The sequence below is a fragment of the Pseudomonas sp. A34-9 genome, from assembly GCF_029543085.1.
In the GTDB taxonomy this organism is placed as follows: Bacteria; Pseudomonadota; Gammaproteobacteria; order Pseudomonadales; family Pseudomonadaceae; genus Aquipseudomonas.
Map to the genome: position 1 here is coordinate 5,939,178 of NZ_CP119967.1, position 17,151 is coordinate 5,956,328.

The 17,151-nt window shown below is 59.7% G+C and carries 14 protein-coding genes; 1 reads left to right on the forward strand and 13 read right to left on the reverse strand.

The genetic code is table 11. The annotated features are described in order from the left end of the window. Nucleotides 1–48: 48 nt before the first annotated feature. The 3 genes from P3G59_RS26715 to P3G59_RS26725 all read right to left on the reverse strand — a co-directional run bounded on the left by P3G59_RS26715 (nucleotide 49) and on the right by P3G59_RS26725 (nucleotide 2,178). On the reverse strand, nucleotides 49–207 hold the full coding sequence (locus tag P3G59_RS26715; protein WP_003228885.1) for a YqaE/Pmp3 family membrane protein: 159 nt from the start codon (nucleotides 205–207) through the stop codon (nucleotides 49–51). 109 nt (nucleotides 208–316) lie between these two features. Next, entirely contained in the window at nucleotides 317–637 is a 321-nt protein-coding gene (locus tag P3G59_RS26720) for a DNA-binding transcriptional regulator (protein WP_277759592.1), read from the reverse strand. Nucleotides 638–894: 257 nt separating this feature from the next. Continuing rightward, entirely contained in the window at nucleotides 895–2,178 is a 1,284-nt protein-coding gene (locus P3G59_RS26725; protein WP_277759593.1) for an aminotransferase class III-fold pyridoxal phosphate-dependent enzyme, read from the reverse strand. Nucleotides 2,179–2,347: 169 nt separating this feature from the next. Between P3G59_RS26725 and P3G59_RS26730 the strand changes: the two genes are divergently transcribed. Then, nucleotides 2,348–3,262 (forward strand): LysR family transcriptional regulator, encoded by a 915-nt coding sequence (locus P3G59_RS26730; protein ID WP_277759594.1) that lies wholly within the window; start codon nucleotides 2,348–2,350, stop codon nucleotides 3,260–3,262. Between the two features lie 227 nt (nucleotides 3,263–3,489). Here the strand turns inward: P3G59_RS26730 and P3G59_RS26735 are convergent, their stop codons facing one another. The 10 genes from P3G59_RS26735 to bioF all read right to left on the reverse strand — a co-directional run bounded on the left by P3G59_RS26735 (nucleotide 3,490) and on the right by bioF (nucleotide 17,097). After that, nucleotides 3,490–5,268 carry an acyl-CoA dehydrogenase C-terminal domain-containing protein gene (locus P3G59_RS26735; RefSeq protein WP_277759595.1) on the reverse strand — a complete coding sequence of 593 codons (1,779 nt, stop codon included), beginning with the start codon at nucleotides 5,266–5,268 and terminating at the stop codon, nucleotides 3,490–3,492. A gap of 211 nt (nucleotides 5,269–5,479) precedes the next feature. Beyond that, nucleotides 5,480–7,276, reverse strand: coding sequence for an acyl-CoA dehydrogenase C-terminal domain-containing protein (locus P3G59_RS26740; protein ID WP_277759596.1), 1,797 nt, complete (start codon nucleotides 7,274–7,276; stop codon nucleotides 5,480–5,482). 90 nt (nucleotides 7,277–7,366) lie between these two features. Then, nucleotides 7,367–8,656 (reverse strand): GGDEF domain-containing protein, encoded by a 1,290-nt coding sequence (locus P3G59_RS26745; protein WP_277759597.1) that lies wholly within the window; start codon nucleotides 8,654–8,656, stop codon nucleotides 7,367–7,369. Nucleotides 8,657–8,854: 198 nt separating this feature from the next. After that, a complete protein-coding gene (locus tag P3G59_RS26750) occupies nucleotides 8,855–10,957 on the reverse strand; it encodes a cytochrome c peroxidase (RefSeq protein ID WP_277759598.1) in 2,103 nt (700 codons plus the stop codon). Nucleotides 10,958–11,230: 273 nt separating this feature from the next. Continuing rightward, nucleotides 11,231–13,036, reverse strand: coding sequence for a phenylacyl-CoA dehydrogenase (locus P3G59_RS26755; protein WP_277759599.1), 1,806 nt, complete (start codon nucleotides 13,034–13,036; stop codon nucleotides 11,231–11,233). Between the two features lie 275 nt (nucleotides 13,037–13,311). Then, entirely contained in the window at nucleotides 13,312–13,608 is a 297-nt protein-coding gene (locus tag P3G59_RS26760) for a hypothetical protein (protein WP_034155044.1), read from the reverse strand. Nucleotides 13,609–13,715: 107 nt separating this feature from the next. Further along, nucleotides 13,716–14,396: a dethiobiotin synthase gene (bioD, locus tag P3G59_RS26765; protein WP_277759600.1), complete on the reverse strand. Its 681-nt coding sequence runs from the start codon at nucleotides 14,394–14,396 to the stop codon at nucleotides 13,716–13,718. Continuing rightward, complete coding sequence (bioC, locus tag P3G59_RS26770; protein WP_277759601.1) at nucleotides 14,393–15,202, reverse strand: malonyl-ACP O-methyltransferase BioC; 810 nt, start codon at nucleotides 15,200–15,202, stop codon at nucleotides 14,393–14,395. Before bioC ends, bioD begins: the two co-directional genes overlap by 4 nt. Next, the gene (locus P3G59_RS26775; RefSeq protein ID WP_277759602.1) at nucleotides 15,195–15,926 is read right to left on the reverse strand and encodes an alpha/beta fold hydrolase; all 732 of its coding nucleotides are present in this window, start codon (nucleotides 15,924–15,926) and stop codon (nucleotides 15,195–15,197) included. The genes bioC and P3G59_RS26775 overlap by 8 nt, the downstream gene beginning before the upstream one ends. Beyond that, nucleotides 15,919–17,097, reverse strand: a complete 1,179-nt coding sequence (gene bioF / locus P3G59_RS26780) for an 8-amino-7-oxononanoate synthase (RefSeq protein ID WP_277759603.1) — start codon at nucleotides 17,095–17,097, stop codon at nucleotides 15,919–15,921. Before bioF ends, P3G59_RS26775 begins: the two co-directional genes overlap by 8 nt. Between the last annotated feature and the right edge of the window lie 54 nt (nucleotides 17,098–17,151).

Consider the following 17,151-nt stretch of genomic DNA (forward strand, 5'->3'; position numbering starts at 1 on the left):
TCAAAAGATCGCAGCCTTCGGCAGCTCCTACAGGGGATGCCGCCGAAATCAGCGCTTGGCGATGATGTACACCGCATGCACGATCCCCGGAATATACCCGCACAGCGTCAGCAGAATGTTCAACCAGAACGCCCCGCCAAACCCGACCTGCAGAAACACGCCCAGTGGTGGCAACAGAATAGCGATGATGATGCGAATGAAATCCATGGGGCAGCTCCTGTATGGGGGTTGGCTCGCTTGAGCCATACAAGCTAATCGACCTGCGCCGTTCGTCAGGGTTCAGTACTAATCACGGTATCGGTATCAAACTGATAGCTCAGCTAAGAATTTGCAGTCCGTGCTTCTGCACGATGCTCAGTAACTTCAGCGCCATTCCGCTCGGGTGTTTGTCTCCCGACTCCCATTGCTTGACCGTCGACGCGCTAGTGTTCAAATAGCGAGCGAATACCGGCTGGCTAACGTTATTGCGTTCGCGCAGAGCCTTGATCTGTTCCGCCGGGATCGCTTCAGGAACCGTTGCCAGACACGACTCATCAAACTCGCGCATTGTTGCCTTGCTGATTGCTCCGACAGCCAGTAGAGCGCTGGCTGATTCGTGTATCGATTCAGAAACCTCACTTTTAAATTTCTTACTCATGAAATATCTCCACAAACTCCTTCATCGCCAACAAATCCCGAATCTGCTCTTCGGTCAGTTGCGCGTACGCCTTGGCTAACTTTCTTAAATCCTTCAGTTCAGTGCCGTCTAAAAAACCATTCGTACGACGAACTCTCAAGCTCTAAACGCCATCTGCAAAATCCGGCCACAAAAAAACGCCCCACGCCAAAAGAATCAGGCGTGGGGCGTGCGTTATACCGCGAGACGGTTCTGGGAATCGGCTGGGAAACTTCAGCTCAAACGGCAATCCCCTTGCGGCATTGCAGTTGAGCGGTGCGCACTCGCGAAAAAGCACGGCCCAGGCGCAGAAGCATTTCGTCGATGTTGGCTTTGCTGACGGTGAGTGCCGGGGTGAAGCGCAGGCAGTTGGGGTGCGTGGCGTTGAGCAGCAGGCCTTCGTGCAGGGCGGCATGGACCACAGCGTCGGCGGAATCGTCCGACAGGGTCAGACCGTAGAACAGGCCTTGGCCGCGCAGTTCGCCGTGGTCGTAGCGGTGCGCCAATCGCGCCAATCCTTCGCGCAGGTGCTGGCCGTTATCGTTGACCTGCTGTAGAAAGCTGCGGTCGTGCACGCTGTCGAGTACCACCAGACCGGCCGCTGTCATCAACGCATTGCCGTGATGGGTGCCGCCGAGTTCGCCGGCTTCGAAACAGCACGCCTTGCCCCGAGCCAGCAGCGCCGCCAGCGGCACACCGCCACCAAGTCCTTTGCCGAGCACGACGATATCGGCGCGCACGCCGTAGGACTGTTCCGCGAGCAGAGCGCCGCAGCGGCCGATGCCGGTTTGCACTTCGTCGAGGATCAATAGAATGCCCAGTTCACGACAGAGTCGTTCGACACCCTTGAGGTAATGCTCGGTGGCCGGAATAACACCGGCATCGCTCTGGATCGGCTCCAGCATGATCGCGACGGTTTGCGCATCGACCGCAGCGTGCAGCGCCGGCAGGTCGTTGAACGGCACCCGATCAAAACCCGGCAGCAGTGGCGCAAAACGGTTGTGCAGATTGCAGCTGTCAGATGCGGAAATCGTTGCCAGGCTACGACCATGACAACCCTGCTTCGCAACAATAATCCGCGAGGCGTCGCCGCGATGCAGTTGGCCCCATTTGCGCGCCAGTTTGATCGCTGCTTCACAGGCTTCGCTGCCGCTGTTGAGCAGGTAAGCCTGATCGCTGGAAGTAGCAGCGCACAGGCGCTCGGCGAGGCTGAGCATGCCGCGATTGTGCAGATTGAAACCGGGGTTGATCAGCGCCTGCGCCTGACTGCTGATGGCTTTGACCAGCGCCGAAGGGCTGTGGCCAAGGCTGTTGGCACCACCGGCCTGAGAAAAGTCGAGATATGCGCGGTCGTTGCGGTCCCACAGCCACGAACCCTGACCACGGACGAACACCTGTTGCGGCCGTTCGACACTGGGCATCAACCGTTCGGCGTTAAGATTTTCGCTGTTTTCGGACGGATTGGCCTCGAAGGAAAGGTCATCAAGACTTGGCGTCTGCCGCCGCAAACTGAACAGATTCATTGAAAAAAACCTCGTTCGAGGTTTTTTGAACTGCCTATGCAAACACTGTCGAAGCGAACGCTATTCATCGCGCTTTCTGGCCCTGTAAGCCTTGTGAATGCGGTTAGACTAGGCGTACTGACGGCTCCGGGCCATTTCGATTTACCAGCATTTTCGATAAGCGTTACTTATGGATTTCAAACAACTGCGTTATTTCGTCGCGGTCTATGAAGAAGGTCATGTCGGCCGGGCGGCTGAACGCCTGTCGATCTCGCAACCGGCGCTGTCGCAGCAGATCCGCCAGCTCGAGCAGAACCTCGATGTCACCCTGTTCGAGCGCAGCAGCAAGCGCCTGCTGCCGACCCTCGCCGCGCACACGTTGTACAACCATGCCTTGCCGCTGCTTGATGGCTTGCAACGGGCACGCGAGGCGCTGGGCAACTTCAAGGGCCAGGCCTTGCGCACGCTGGCGATCGGCGTTTTGCAAACGGTACACACCAGTCTGGTACCGCAAATGCTTGAGCGGGTGCGCAAGGCGCAGCCGCATCTGGTGGTGCAGATCTATGAGTTGACCGGACTGGAGATCGAACGGCGCCTGCTCAACGGCTCGCTAGATATCGGCATCAGTTATCTCCCTCCGCGCCAACCGGGCCTGCATGGCGTCATGCTGTATGAAGATGAACTGACGCTGGTGATTCCGGCGGATCATCCGCTGCGTGAATTCAAGAAAGTCTCGATGCGTCAGGCCGCTGAATTACCGATGTTGCTATTGGGAGAAGAGTTCCAGATCCGCCAGATCTGGCAAGCGCAACTGACAGCCTTGGGGCGCCGCCCGCATGTACAAGCCGAGTTGAACAATATGGTGGGGATTCTCGACAGTCTGCCACACACCAAACTTGCGACGGTGCTGCCGGGGCGTTCGCAGAAGGAATACGACGATCAGGATTTGCTCTGGAAGCCGCTGAGCGAACCTCGGGTGCCGCTGAAAGTTGGACTGGTCTGTCGCGATGTGCAACGCCAACAAGCCTCGTTGGCGTTGTTGCGGACATTGCTGGAAGAAGTGATGGAACGTGAAATGAAACCGCCGCTGGATCCCTTGGCCTGAGCACTTTTCTGCAGGCAAAAGAAAACCCCGCCGAAGCGGGGCTTTGCAGACTGTTTCCCTGACATCCCTTTCACTCCGCCACCCTGGCAGAATCCTACGTGTCCGTGTTGTTGCTTTGCGCTTCCTGCGCGACGTCCATGAAATGTAGATTAGCTCTGGATCCAATCCGCGCATATGGGAGAACAGCAGCACGTCATGTAAGAGAATGCTTACATGACGTTACATCGTCAGAATTGCGCTGCATCCAACAGGAACAGCGACTCGCTGCCGGCCTTCACCGACGCGCTCAGCGAGTGAATACGCGGCAACAGGCGGGCGAAGTAGAAGCGTGCAGTACCGAGCTTGCTGGCATAGAAATCGTCTTGCGCTTCTTTGCCCAACGACGCCTTGGCCATCAGTGCCCACATGTAGGCATACGCCGTGTATCCGAATGCTTGCAGATATTCGACCGAGGCCGCGCCGATTTCGTTCGGGTTGTTTTTCGCCCGATCCAGCAGCCACGACGTCAACTCGTCGAGGGTGTCGACAGCGTCGTTCAATGGCTTGGTGAATTCGCCCAAGTCGGCATTGGCCGTCGCGGTGAAGTGGCGAATCTCGTCGGCGAAAAGCTTGTAGAACGCACCGCCGCTGCCGACGATCTTGCGCCCGACCAGATCCAGCGCCTGAATGCCGTTGGTGCCTTCGTAGATTTGCGTGATGCGCACGTCACGCACCAGTTGTTCCTGGCCCCACTCGCGGATGTAGCCGTGGCCGCCGAAAATCTGCTGGCCGTGCACGGTGGTTTCCAGCCCCAGGTCAGTCAGGAACGCTTTGGCCACCGGCGTCAGCAACGCAACCAGATCTTCGGCACGCTTGCGAGTCGCGGCGTCTTCGCTGAACTTGGCGGTATCGAGTTGCATCGCCACGTAGGTGGAGAACGCACGGCCGCCTTCGTTCGAGGCTTTCATGGTCAGCAGCATGCGACGCACATCCGGGTGGACGATGATCGGGTCAGCGACTTTGTCTTTGTTCTGCGCGCCAGTCGGCGAACGGCTTTGCAGGCGGTCGCGGGCGTATTCAACGGCGTTCTGATACGAACGTTCGCCGGTGGCCAGGCCTTGAATGCCGACGCCCAGACGCTCGTAGTTCATCATGGTGAACATCGCGGCCAAGCCTTTGTTCGGCTCGCCGACCAGATAACCGACAGCTTCGTCGAAGTTCATCACGCAGGTCGCGGAGGCCTGGATACCCATCTTGTGTTCGATCGAACCGCAGTTGGCCGGGTTGCGCGCGCCCAGACTGCCGTCGGCGTTGACCATGAACTTCGGCACCAGGAACAGCGAAATGCCTTTCGGGCCCGCCGGGGCGTCGGGCAGTTTGGCCAGCACCAGGTGAATGATGTTTTCGGTGAGGTCGTGTTCGCCGCCGGTGATGAAGATCTTGGTGCCGCTGACCTTGTAGGAACCGTCAGCCTGAGGCTCGGCCTTAGTGCGGATGATCCCCAGGTCGGTGCCGGCGTGCGGCTCTGTCAGGCACATGGAACCGGCCCAGACGCCGGCGTACATGTTCGGCAGATAGGCGGCTTTCAGTTCTTCGCTGGCGTGGGCGTTGATCGACAGGCAAGCGCCGGCTGTCAGCATCGGGTACAGACCGAAGGACAGGCTGGCGGAGTTGACCATTTCTTCGACTTGCGCCGACACGGCTTTCGGCATGCCCATGCCGCCGTAGGCCGGATCACCGCCGACGCCGACCCAGCCGCCTTCGGCATACGTCTGATAAGCCTGTGGGAAACCAGCCGGGGTGGTGACGGCGCCGTCAGCCCAATGACAACCTTCCTCGTCAGCGGCGCGGCTCAGTGGCGCGATGCTTTTGCTGGTGACCTTGCCGGCCTCTTCGAGAATGGCTTCAACGGTTTCGGCGTCGACGGTCTCGGCCAGAGCCGGCAGTTCGGCCCAGAGTTTGGCGACCTCGAACACTTCATTGAGGACGAAGCGCATATCGCGCAGCGGCGCTTTGTAGTCAGCCATGGCAAACCTCGCAAGATCTAAACAGGTGATTCGTGGAATGATGTTTTCTGAGCCCGAGTGTACCTCAACAACTTTTGCGACACATAGGGTCAACCGGTGACCGATTTGTTATTTTTAGTCACCACAAAAAGATCGCAGCCTGCGGCAGCTCCTACAGATAAAACTCGATCCCGTATAGGCGCTGACGCAGGCTGTGATCTTTTGATTTGCCTTACAACGCAAACAACTCCGCCGGCAGCTTCATCAAGCAATCACTCCCCGCCTCAATCGCCGCCCGATGCGCCGCCGTACGCGGCAACAGGCGCTTGAAGTAAAACTCGCACGTCGCCAATTTGCCCCGCAGGTAATCGGCCTCACCCTCGCCCGCCTCCAGCTGCGCCTGCGCCACCAGGCCCATGCGCAACCACAAATAGCCAAGGGTGATGTAACCGCTGTACATCAGATAATCCACCGACGCTGCACCCACTTCATCCGGGTTCTTCATCGCCGCCATGCCGACTTTCAGGGTCAGGTCGCCCCACTGCTGGTTGAGCTCATTGAGTTGTGCAACGAAGCTGCCCAGTTGTGGATGCTCAGCGTTGGCCGCGCAGAACTTATGGACGATTTTAGTGAAACCGCGCAGCAACTTGCCCTGACTGCCCAGCACCTTGCGACCCAGCAGATCCAGTGCCTGAATACCGTTGGTGCCTTCGTAGATCGGCGCAATCCGGCAGTCGCGAACCAACTGCTCCATGCCCCATTCGCGAATGAAACCGTGGCCACCGAACACCTGCATGCCGTGGTTGGTCACTTCCAGGCCGGTGTCGGTCATGAACGCTTTGCAGATCGGCGTGAGGAACGCCAACAAATCCTCGGCGTCCTGCCGTGCTTCGGCGTCACTGCTCAGATGTGCGACATCGAGCAACTGCGCGGTGAAGTAGGTCAGCGCGCGGTTGCCTTCGTTGAAGGCTTTCATGGTCAACAACATGCGCCGAACGTCGGGGTGGACGATGATCGGGTCAGCCGCTTTGTCCGGGGCTTTGGCGCCGGTCAGTGAACGCATCTGCAAGCGGTCGTTGGCGTATTTGATGGCGCCCTGAAAACTTGCCTCGCCCAGACACAGACCCTGCATGCCGGTGCCGAGGCGCGCATGGTTCATCATGGTGAACATGCAGTTCAGGCCTTTGTTCGCCTCGCCGATCAGATAGCCCTTGGCGCCGTCGAAGTTCAGCACGCAAGTGGCCGACGCCTTGATGCCCATCTTGTGTTCGATCGAACCGCAGGACACGCCATTGCGCTCGCCCGCTTCGCCGGCAGCATCCGGCAAGAACTTCGGCACGATAAACAGGGAAATCCCTTTGGTCCCGGCCGGCGCGTCCGGCAACTTGGCCAGCACCAAATGGATGATGTTGTCGCTCATGTCGTGTTCACCGGCGGAGATGAAAATCTTGCTGCCGGTGACCGCGTAGCTACCGTCGGCCTGAGGCACGGCGCGGGTCTTGATGATGCCCAGGTCGGTGCCGCAATGGGCTTCGGTCAGGCACATGGTGCCGGTCCACTGCCCGGCGGTGAGTTTGCTCAGGTAGGTTTCTTTTTGCTCGGCGCTGCCATGGGCGTGGATGGCCGACATCGCGCCATGGGTCAGGCCCGGGTACATGCCCCAGGACGTATTGCTGGAGCTGACCATTTCGCTGATCACCAGCCCCAGCGAAATGGGCAGGCCTTGGCCGCCGTAGGTCGGGTCTGCGGCCAGACCGTGCCAGCCGCCCTCGACGTATTGTGCGAAAGCCTGCTTGAAGCCTGTAGGGGTTGTCACCACGCCATTGTCGAACTGGCAGCCCTCTTCGTCACCACTGCGATTGAGCGGCGCGAGCACGTTCTCGCAAAACTTCGCGCCCTCTTCGAGGATCGCGTTGATCATGTCCGGGCTGGCGTCGTGGGCGCCGAGGGCGGCGTAATTGGCGTGGAAGTCGAAGACGTGGTCGATCAGAAAGCGCATGTCGCGCAGGGGAGCTTTGTACTCAGGCATGGTGGCTTCTCCGTCAGCAGATTGCCTCAACCTACTGCCGGCCACCACACCGGACAATCATTGTGCAGGCGCTGAATGCGCCGTCATCACTCAACCTGTGGCCGTGTCCATGCGCACCGCGCCGCGACGGTTTTGCCCGTAGGCCATCACGCAGTTGCGCCCTGCGCCTTTTGCGGCGTAGAGCGCCTCGTCGGCAGATTTCAGCACTTGTTCCGGGTTGCGCTGCTCCACTCGTTCGGCGACGCCGATGCTCACCGTCACCGACACACTGGACGCCCCCGAGCCCGCGCGGCGCTGACGACCTTGCTGATCATCCTGCGGTCGATTTTCCTGATTGCGCAGTTGGATGTTGTAGGAAGCAATCGACTCGCGGATCACCTCAAGATGCGGCATGCACTCTTCAAGGGTTTTGCCTGCGAACACCAGGGCAAATTCCTCACCACCATAACGATATGCCCTACCGCCACCGCTGATTTTCGACAGCTTGCTGGCGACTAATCGCAGCACCTGGTCACCGACATCGTGGCCGTGGGTGTCGTTGAATTTCTTGAAGTGGTCAACGTCGCTCATCGCCAGCACATAGTTGCGGCCAAGGCGCTGCATGCGTTCGTTGAGCGCGCGGCGCCCCGGCAGACCAGTAAGCTCATCGCGGAAGGCCATTTGATAAGCCTCGTGCGCAACTGCAGCGGCGATCATCAACATCACCTGACTGCACATGATGTTCAGGGTGAACGGCAGGATGAAGGTTTTCGGCAGCATCCAGAACACCCCGAGTAAGCCGACCAGTTGCGCCGCGTGCAATGGGCGTGGATTGCGCCAGTATTGCCAGGCCAGCAGCAGGAACGCCGAGATAAACACCGGGTAGGACAGCTGGATCAGACTCATCCAGGCGCCGTGCAGCGCCGGCCAGCGGATTTCCGAAAGCCAGATCAGCAATGCCTGTGGGTAACTTTGCTCCAGGCCCAATGCCACACTGCCAAAGGCCAGCAACACGGCGAAACGCGCAACCATGTCCTGAAACAGGTGCGTGCGCTCCTGCCACGCCGCAAACAGCCCAAACAACAACGGCAGCAATAAACAAACGAGGTGGAAGACCACCGCAGCGTCTTCTCGCACCTTGCCGTTGTCGCGGTAATAATCGGTTTGGGTATCGAGCAAGAAGTAGGCGATGTACACCGTGAGCATCAGAAACAGTTCACGCTGGCGTCGGTAAACCGCGCAATACGCGCCACCCAACAGCAGCACCAACGTCGGCAACACGTTGAACAGGGAAGTGAAGAACACGTTGAGGTCTTTGACGTACGCAGCCGCCAACCCCGCGAGTAACAACAGCAGTGAAGGTAGGAAATGGCTGAAACGTACAGCGGAAGAACGCGGCAAGGGTAAAGCTCCGACCCGTCATATCAAAGAGATGGCATTGTGCCTGCAATGTGGCCAGTTAAGCACACACAATGTGATCCAGATCACACGCAGTCTCTTTAACGGCAGAAAACCTGACTATCTGAGCGATTTGCCAAGTTTTTTGCCATCCGCGAGCCGCTGGCCACCATCAATGATGGCCAGGCTCGCAATTCCCCCTTACAGATCGTTATAGAACGGCAACAGCGGGCCTTCCGCAGGACTGCGACCCTCAGCACCGTAGGGTTTGAGATTGAGTGAAGCATCCGCTGCCTGGCGAGTCGTAACCTTCGGACTGGCCGGGCGTTGGGTCACGGCGTTTTCATCGCCAATATGGCCCTGCGGGATGACCAACGACGGGTGATCGAACGGCGCCCGCTCCCACGCCACGCGCGGATCGGTCAGGCCGACTTCCATGAACTTCACCAGCGCGTCGACTTCATCCGGCGTGAGGTTGAGGTTGGTCATGTCCGGATCGAGGTTCGAGGTGTTGTGCTGATTCGCCGAAGGGTGCTCAAAGCCGCTGGTATTGTTGGCGTCTTCGCCACGACGGTCGCCACCACGGTTGTAGAACTCCATCACCTGCTTGAGCGTGGCACGGCTGCCGTTGTGGAAGTACGGCCCGGTCAGCGCGATGTTGCGCAAGGTCGGGGTTTTGAAGGCTCCGTCGACCGAATCGCGGAAACCGACGTTGGGCTTGAGCGTGGCATCGCACGGAATCGCGGCGCTGAGTGGCGCTTCAAAGGTGCAGACATCGACGTCAAGCGGATCAGGAATGCTGCCGCCCTGCAACAGCTTGTTGTACTGACGGCTGAACGACCACGGGTTGCCCCAGGCATCCGCACCACCGAGCGCCAGGTCTTCAGAGGTAGGGCGCACGCCAGTGTTGTAGAAACCGTTGTCGTAGAGCGTTGTGAGGTTGTCGGCCATGACCATACGCTCGATGCGTTCACGCGGGTGCATCAGCAAACGGCTGGCGGCGTTGGTCAGCTCCGGGCCGCCATGGCAGTTCACACATTTACCCTTGCCGAGGAACAGGTTCATGCCCTGAACCTGCTGCGCGTTCATGGCGGTTGAATCGCCTTGCAGATAGGCATCGATCGGCGCCTGATCAGAAATCAGGGTGGATTCGTACATCTGAATCGCCAATCCGAAGAACAGCGGAAAGTTGGCCTCCATCTGCGTATACGACGCACCGCCGACCAGCACATTTTGCGTGGCGTTCCACAGGCGTGGCTGGAAGGCGTTTTTGATCAGTTCGCGATAGGTCGGGCGTCTCGCGCCGGATACGGGGGCGAGCACGGAATCGCTGGAGGAAATCCGCTGTTGCTTGAGCATCAACTGATCCAGCATACGCCGGCCGATATCGGCAAAGGTGCGACCGCCGCAGGACATCTCCACTGCGCTGCCCGGCGGGCCCACGGCTTGCGAAGCGGCAGACGCATCGTTGAGCGCCAGTCTGACTTTGGTCGCCACGGTGCTGCGCTCGCTGGTCACGTAAATGCCGGCGTCGGGATCTCGATTGCCGAACGGCGAGAATCCGTTGAACACGTTGTTGGCCCGGCCATCCCAGAAATTGCGCACGTTGAAAGCAGCGTTGATTACCGACGGCGCGTTGCGCCCGGTGCTGCGACGCACGTTAATGCCGCCGACCTGAAAGATGCCATCCGGTTGCTGGGTGCATTTGTCGAAACGCGGCTGATTGGGTTTGACGAAGTTGGCGTCAAACACGCCCTGAGACCCGACAACGTCATCGCTCGAATACACGATCGGCGAGTTGCGCTCCAGTGGATTGCTCAGCACGTGGGTAGGGAAATCGGTTTTCTTCAGCGTGTAGTTCGGCCCGCCCTTACCGCCGGACAGCGTCGCGTAGGACGCCACATCACCGGGAATGTCCGAGGCGACGAAGGGCTTGTTGAAGATCGAGGCGACGTTGGCATTGGTGTGCGCCTGGCCGGGGTTGAGCTGGTTGGTGATGCGATGATCGACGCCGGCGTGATAGTGACAGGATGCGCATGCCGTGGCGCCATCGCTGCCGACCTCCATGTCCCAGAACAGCGCCTTGCCGAGCAGGATCGCGGCGGAGCGGTTGAGCACGTAGTCGGTCATCAGGTCGACCTTGCGCCCGCCCTCGGTTCCAGAGGGATCGGGCGGCGTCATGCCGCGCAAGGACTGCAGGCTTGGCACCTCCGGAACCGGCGGATCGACTTCGGCCGGTGTAGCGGCCAGCGTGTTGAAAGTGGCGAATGCGAGGGCTAACCAGACAAGTCGGCAGATGTTCATGTGCTTCACCCTGACGGTTGTTGTTATGCGTTTTGCCGGGCGAGAGGCGTCGTGGAACAGGACTGGATGTCTCGTTTGCGCCGGTTAATCTGCGCAGTGCAATTAATTGGCCAGCCCCTGTAGAAACATTTTGCATCAATAAACACAGCAGTCGTCTGCTGGCAGCCACCGTTTCTGCTGGGTAATCGCCCCCAGAGTTGGGGGTTGAATCCAGCGCAAAAAAAAACCGCCGCCCCAAAGGAGCAGCGGTTTTTCAATAGACCGCGTTAAGGCTTAGTAGCCCAGTGCGAAGTCTTCTTCTTTCATGTCCATCAGGTTGTTGGCGCCCGACAGCATGGTGGCCACGTGCGTACGGGTACGCGGCAAGATGCGCTGGAAGTAGAAGCGCGCGGTTTGCAGCTTGGCGGTGTAGAACGCCGCGTCGCCGCTGCCTTCTGCCAGTTTCTCGGCTGCCACACGAGCCATGTCGGCCCAGAAGTAAGCCAGGCAGGCATAACCGGAGTACATCAGGTAGTCCACGGAGGCCGCGCCGACTTCTTCGCGATCTTTCATGGCAGCCATACCGACCTTCATGGTCAGCTCGCCCCATTCCTTGTTGATTGCAGCCAGCGGTGCGACGAACTCTTGAACAGCTTCGTTGCCTTCGTTGTTCTGGCAGAACTTGTGGACGATCTTGGTGAAGCCTTTCAGAGCCTCGCCTTGAGTCATCAGCACTTTACGGCCCAGCAGGTCGAGTGCCTGGATACCGGTGGTGCCTTCGTACAGCATCGAAATGCGGCTGTCGCGAACGTTCTGCTCCATGCCCCACTCGGCGATGAAGCCGTGGCCGCCGTAGATCTGCACGCCGTGGTTGGCCGATTCAAAACCGACTTCGGTCATGAACGCTTTGGCGATCGGGGTCATGAACGCCAGCAGTGCGTCAGCTTTCTTTTTCTCTTCTTCATCGACGCCGTATTTGACGATGTCGACCTGTTTGGCGGTGAAGTACACCATCGCGCGGTTGCCTTCGGCGAAAGCCTTCATGGTCAACAGCATACGACGTACGTCAGGGTGCACGATGATCGGGTCAGCGGCTTTGTCCGGTGCTTTCGGGCCAGTCAGCGAGCGCATTTGCAGACGGTCGCGAGCGTATTTGAGGCCGCCCTGGAAACCGATTTCGGCATGGGCAAGACCTTGCAGCGCGGTACCCAGACGTGCGGTGTTCATAAAGGTGAACATGCAGTTCAGGCCTTTGTTCGCCGGGCCGATCAGGTAACCGGTAGCGCCGTCGAAGTTCATCACGCAGGTGGCGTTGCCGTGAATGCCCATCTTGTGTTCCAGCGAACCACAGGTCACTGCGTTGCGTGCACCGACGGTGCCATCCGCATTGGGCATGAACTTCGGAACGATGAACAACGAGATGCCTTTGGTGCCAGCCGGTGCGTCCGGCAGGCGGGCCAGTACGATATGGACAATGTTGTCGGCCATGTCGTGTTCACCGGCCGAGATGAAGATCTTGGTGCCGGAGACTTTGTAGGAACCGTCAGCCTGAGGTTCGGCCTTGGTGCGCAGCATGCCCAGGTCGGTGCCGCAGTGCGGTTCGGTCAGGCACATGGTGCCGGTCCATTCGCCGGAAACCAGTTTGGTCAGATAGGCTTCTTGCTGCTCTGGAGTGCCGTGCTCGGAGATGGTGTTCATCGCGCCGTGCGACAGGCCTGGGTACATGCCCCACGACCAGTTGGCTTCGCCAACCATTTCGCTCACTGCCAGCCCCAGCGACTCCGGCAGGCCTTGGCCGCCGTGCTCGACGTCGTGAGCGAGGCTAGGCCAGCCGCCTTCAACGAATTGCTTGTAAGCCTCTTTGAAGCCCGTCGGGGTTTTCACGCCGGACTCGCTCCAGGTGCAACCTTCGAGGTCGCCCACGCGGTTCAGCGGTGCCAGTACCTGCTCACAAAACTTGGCGCCTTCTTCGAGAATGGCGTCAACCATGTCCGGAGTTGCGTCTGCGCAAGCCGGAAGGCTCTGATAGTGCGCTTCGTAGCCGAGCAGTTCGTCACGAACGAAGCGAATATCACGCAAGGGGGCCTTGTAGTCAGGCATAGCGATAAACCTCTGCTGATGTAACCGGGAATGAACGACCGCGTTGATTTGTTGTGACGGTCAAACAGTTGTTTGAAACATACGTTTACGCCGAAATCTTGTCAAGCATCGATCTTTTGCCGTTCGTCATCAGACCTTTCAAACGCGGGGCACAGCAAACCGCCATGATCTCGAACGAGCCACGGGCGCTGAAAAAAGATTAGTTGAGGGAGAAGGACTTACAACGAAAAACGCCGCGACAAGGCGCGGCGTTCAGGATGCAGATTGCGAAAAAATCAGGCGAAGGTGTCGATGATCGTACCGAGCACTTCGTCGGAGGCTTTGGCGACTTTCACGCCCAGTTCCACCTGGAATTTGCCTTGGGCCATCTGAACCATGTCGCTGCCCAGGTCCATTTGCTGGCTGCGATCCACGCCACGCAGACGATCGACCTGTGCCTCCGAAGACTGGCTGGTAACCGAACGCTCAATGGTGTTGTTGGCAATCTGGCTGGCGGCCTGATCGACGCGGTTCTGCCCGCTCTGAATCGAGCTCAGACCTGCATAAAACGCTGTGCTACCGGAGATTTCCATAACGATTCTCATCCTTGCGAAGGATCAATGGCGCCATTGAACCAGAGGCGCCAGGAAAACGCCCGTCAAAAACACTAATGGCACAGTGCCTGCCCATAGAGAAAAGCTTAGTCGAGCAAATCCAGTTGCAAATGATCCGCCACCGCTTCTGCGCTCAAGACCTTGAGTTTCGGCACGCGCCCCAGGCACGGCGCCGGAATCCGCTCGGCCAACGTCGCCAGATTTTCTTCCAGCCGTGAAGTCTTCGGATCGATGATATTCGCCACCCACCCGGCCAGTTGCAGCCCATCGCGAGCAATCGCCTCGGCCGTCAGCAAGGCATGACTGATGCACCCCAACCGCACGCCCACCACCAGAATCACCGGCAGCTTCAGCGCAATCGCCAGATCCGACAGATTGTCCTGATCTGCCAGCGGCACTCGCCAGCCGCCCGCACCTTCGATCAGAGTGAAATCGGCATTCATCGCCAGAATCTCACGCATCGGCGCCAGCAACGATTGCACGGTCAACGCTACACCGGCCTCGCGCGCTGCCAGATGCGGAGCAATCGCAGGCTCGAACGCCACCGGATTGACCTGTTGATAACTTAGCGGTAACGAGCATTCGGCCAGCAACGCCAACGCGTCGGCATTGCGCAACCCCTTGGGCGTCACGTCGCACCCGGACGCCACCGGTTTGCCCGCCGCCGTACTTAGCCCTGCCGAACGAGCTGCATGCAGCAACCCGGCGGCAACGGTGGTCTTGCCAACATCGGTATCCGTTCCGGTGATGAAATAGGCTGCGCTCATAAGGGTTTCTCCAACACGGCGTAGACCACCTGATAAGTCGCCGGCAACCCCGACGTCTCACGGAACTGCTCGTAAGCTTCGACCAGCCCGAGAATCCGCGCGCGCCCGGTCAATCCGTCCGGTCGCCCGGGATTCAGATTGTGCGCGCCCAAGGCTTTCAATTCATGGGTCAGGCTGCGCACATCCGGGTAATGCAGCACGTGCGGTCGATTCTCCAGACTCAGCGTGCGCAAGCCACTCGCCGCACACAACTGCTCATAACGGGCAAACTCGCGGAAGCGATTGACGTGCACCAGCCCGTCGACCTGCCGCCAGCTCTCGCGCAACTCAAATAGCGTCCCTGCACAAAGACTAGCAAACGCAAAAATCCCACCCGGTTTCAGCACGCGAAAAGCTTCGCTGAGCACCGCTTCGAAATCCGCGCACCACTGCACGGCGAGGCTGGAAAAGATCAGCTCGCAGGTCGAATCCTGCAAAGGCAGCCGCTCGGCATCACCGGCAATGAAATGCTCAGCGCCACCCAATGGACGCGCGTGATTGAGCATGCCCTCGGCAATGTCCAGCGCCAGTCCATGCCCGTCGACAAAACGCTCGGCCAGCGCCCGGGTGAAATAACCCGTGCCGCAGCCCAGATCCAGCCAGCGCGACGGTACGAAATCCACCGGCAAGCGCTGCAGCAACTGTGTACCGACATCACGTTGCAACTCGGCGACGCTGTCGTAACTGGCCGCCGCGCGGGAGAAAGAGGCCGCGACCTGACGCTTGTCAGGCAAGCCGCCAGGCAGCACAAGAGACAAATCAGTCATCACCGCACTCGTGTAGAAAAGCCTGAATAGCGCCCGCCAGTCCGTGGGGGTCTTCCAGAAGAAACGCATGACTGGCCTGTTCGATCAGACCAATTTCGATATCCGGCAACAAGGTGAACAACGCGCCTGCCGCTTCGGCAGGCACCAGTTCGTCGTGGCCGGCAAACAGATGAAACTGTGGGCCACGAAACGCCTGCAATGCTTCGCGGGTGTCCAGTTGCGCGAGCAATTCCAGTCCGGCCATCAACACATCGGGCGCGGTATGCGGTGCGCCGCCGAGCATCAGCCGCGACAAGCCGCGCGCATCTTGAGCGCCTTGAGCGCACAGCAGCGAGAAACGTTTGAGGGTCATGCGCGGATCGGCCTGACAACCGGCGAGAAACGCATCGAAGGTCTCGCCCGGCATCGCGTTCGGCCATTGTTCATGGGCAACAAAAGAAGGATTGCTCGCCAGCGTCAGCAACCCGCAGCAACGCTCGCCGCGCCGTGCCGCCAGTTCGGACGCAAGCATGCCGCCCAGCGACCAGCCACCGAGCCAGACGTCTTGAGGAATGCTCTCATCGAGTTCCTCGAGCCAATCTTGCAGGTCGCTGGAATCCAGCTCCGGCAACGGCTCGATTTCAACCTTCAGACGTTCGTCGAGCCCTTGCAAAGCGGCGGCCAGAGGTTCCATCGGCGACACACCGAGGCCCCAGCCGGGCAGCAGAATCAGGCGATCACGCATGGCTTGGCTCCGACGTCAGTTGGGCAAAGCAATCGGCCAGTCCCTCTAACAATAGCTGCACCTGCGCCTCGCTGTGCGCTGCGGTCAGGGTCACGCGCAGCCGCGCGCTGCCGGCGGGCACGGTGGGTGGGCGGATTGCCGTGACCATCAGGCCGCGCTCGCGCAACATCTGCGACAGCCGCACGGCGCGCCCGGCATCGCCAATCATGATCGGCTGAATCGGCGTGAAGCTGTCCATCAGGTCCAGCCCGATCTGCTCGGCGCCACGGCGGAACTGGCGGATCAACGTCCGCAGATGTTCACGTCGCCAGTGTTCAGTGCGCAGCAGCTCCAGACTTTTCAGCGTTGCGCAGGCCAACGCGGGCGGCTGGCTGGTGGTGTAGATGTACGGGCGGGCGAACTGGATCAGGCTTTCGATCAGCTCTTCGCTGCCCGCGACGAAAGCGCCAGCGGTGCCGAAGGCTTTACCGAGGGTGCCGACCAGTACCGGCACGTCTTCCTGACTCAAGCCGAAATGCTCGACGATGCCGCCGCCGTTCGCACCCAGCGGGCCGAAACCGTGAGCATCATCGACCATCAACCAGGCGCCTTTGGCCTTGGCTTCACGGGCCAGCGCCGGCAGATTCGCGAGATCGCCATCCATGCTGAACACGCCGTCAGTGACCACCAGCGTGTTGCCGGTGGCTTTCTCCAGACGTTTGGCCAGGCTGTCCGCGTCGTTGTGCAGATAGCGATTGAAGCGCGCACCGGATAACAGCCCCGCATCCAGCAGCGAAGCGTGGTTGAGGCGATCTTCCAGCACTGTATCGCCCTGCCCGACCAGCGCCGTAACGGCGCCAAGATTGGCCATGTAACCGGTGGTGAACAACAAAGCACGCGAGCGCCCGGTGAGATCGGCCAGTGCCTCTTCCAGCGCATGATGCGGACCGCTGTGGCCGATCACCAGATGCGATGCACCGCCACCGACGCCCCAGCGTTCAGCGCCGGCGCGCCAGGCTTCGATCACTTGCGGGTGATTGGCCAGGCCCAGGTAATCGTTGTTACAAAAGGCGAGCAAGGGTTTGCCGTCAACCACCACTTGCGGCCCCTGCGGGGACTCGAGCAGCGGTCGCTGGCGGTAGAGGTTTTCGGCACGACGGGCGGCAAGGCGTGCGGCGAGATCGAAAGACATGCAGGCCTCGCATCTGAAAAAAAGACTGTGTAGGAGCTGCCGAAGGCTGCGATC

Excerpts from the sequence above, each read along its gene's own strand:
- P3G59_RS26715 (WP_003228885.1), bottom strand. The coding sequence starts at position 207 with ATGGATTTCATTCGCATCATCATCGCTATTCTGTTGCCACCACTGGGC.
- P3G59_RS26720 (WP_277759592.1), bottom strand. The coding sequence starts at position 637 with ATGAGTAAGAAATTTAAAAGTGAGGTTTCTGAATCGATACACGAATCA.
- P3G59_RS26725 (WP_277759593.1), bottom strand. The coding sequence starts at position 2,178 with ATGAATCTGTTCAGTTTGCGGCGGCAGACGCCAAGTCTTGATGACCTT.
- P3G59_RS26730 (WP_277759594.1), top strand. The coding sequence starts at position 2,348 with ATGGATTTCAAACAACTGCGTTATTTCGTCGCGGTCTATGAAGAAGGT.
- P3G59_RS26735 (WP_277759595.1), bottom strand. The coding sequence starts at position 5,268 with ATGGCTGACTACAAAGCGCCGCTGCGCGATATGCGCTTCGTCCTCAAT.
- P3G59_RS26740 (WP_277759596.1), bottom strand. The coding sequence starts at position 7,276 with ATGCCTGAGTACAAAGCTCCCCTGCGCGACATGCGCTTTCTGATCGAC.
- P3G59_RS26750 (WP_277759598.1), bottom strand. The coding sequence starts at position 10,957 with ATGAACATCTGCCGACTTGTCTGGTTAGCCCTCGCATTCGCCACTTTC.
- P3G59_RS26755 (WP_277759599.1), bottom strand. The coding sequence starts at position 13,036 with ATGCCTGACTACAAGGCCCCCTTGCGTGATATTCGCTTCGTTCGTGAC.
- P3G59_RS26760 (WP_034155044.1), bottom strand. The coding sequence starts at position 13,608 with ATGGAAATCTCCGGTAGCACAGCGTTTTATGCAGGTCTGAGCTCGATT.
- bioD (WP_277759600.1), bottom strand. The coding sequence starts at position 14,396 with ATGAGCGCAGCCTATTTCATCACCGGAACGGATACCGATGTTGGCAAG.
- bioC (WP_277759601.1), bottom strand. The coding sequence starts at position 15,202 with ATGACTGATTTGTCTCTTGTGCTGCCTGGCGGCTTGCCTGACAAGCGT.
- P3G59_RS26775 (WP_277759602.1), bottom strand. The coding sequence starts at position 15,926 with ATGCGTGATCGCCTGATTCTGCTGCCCGGCTGGGGCCTCGGTGTGTCG.
- bioF (WP_277759603.1), bottom strand. The coding sequence starts at position 17,097 with ATGTCTTTCGATCTCGCCGCACGCCTTGCCGCCCGTCGTGCCGAAAAC.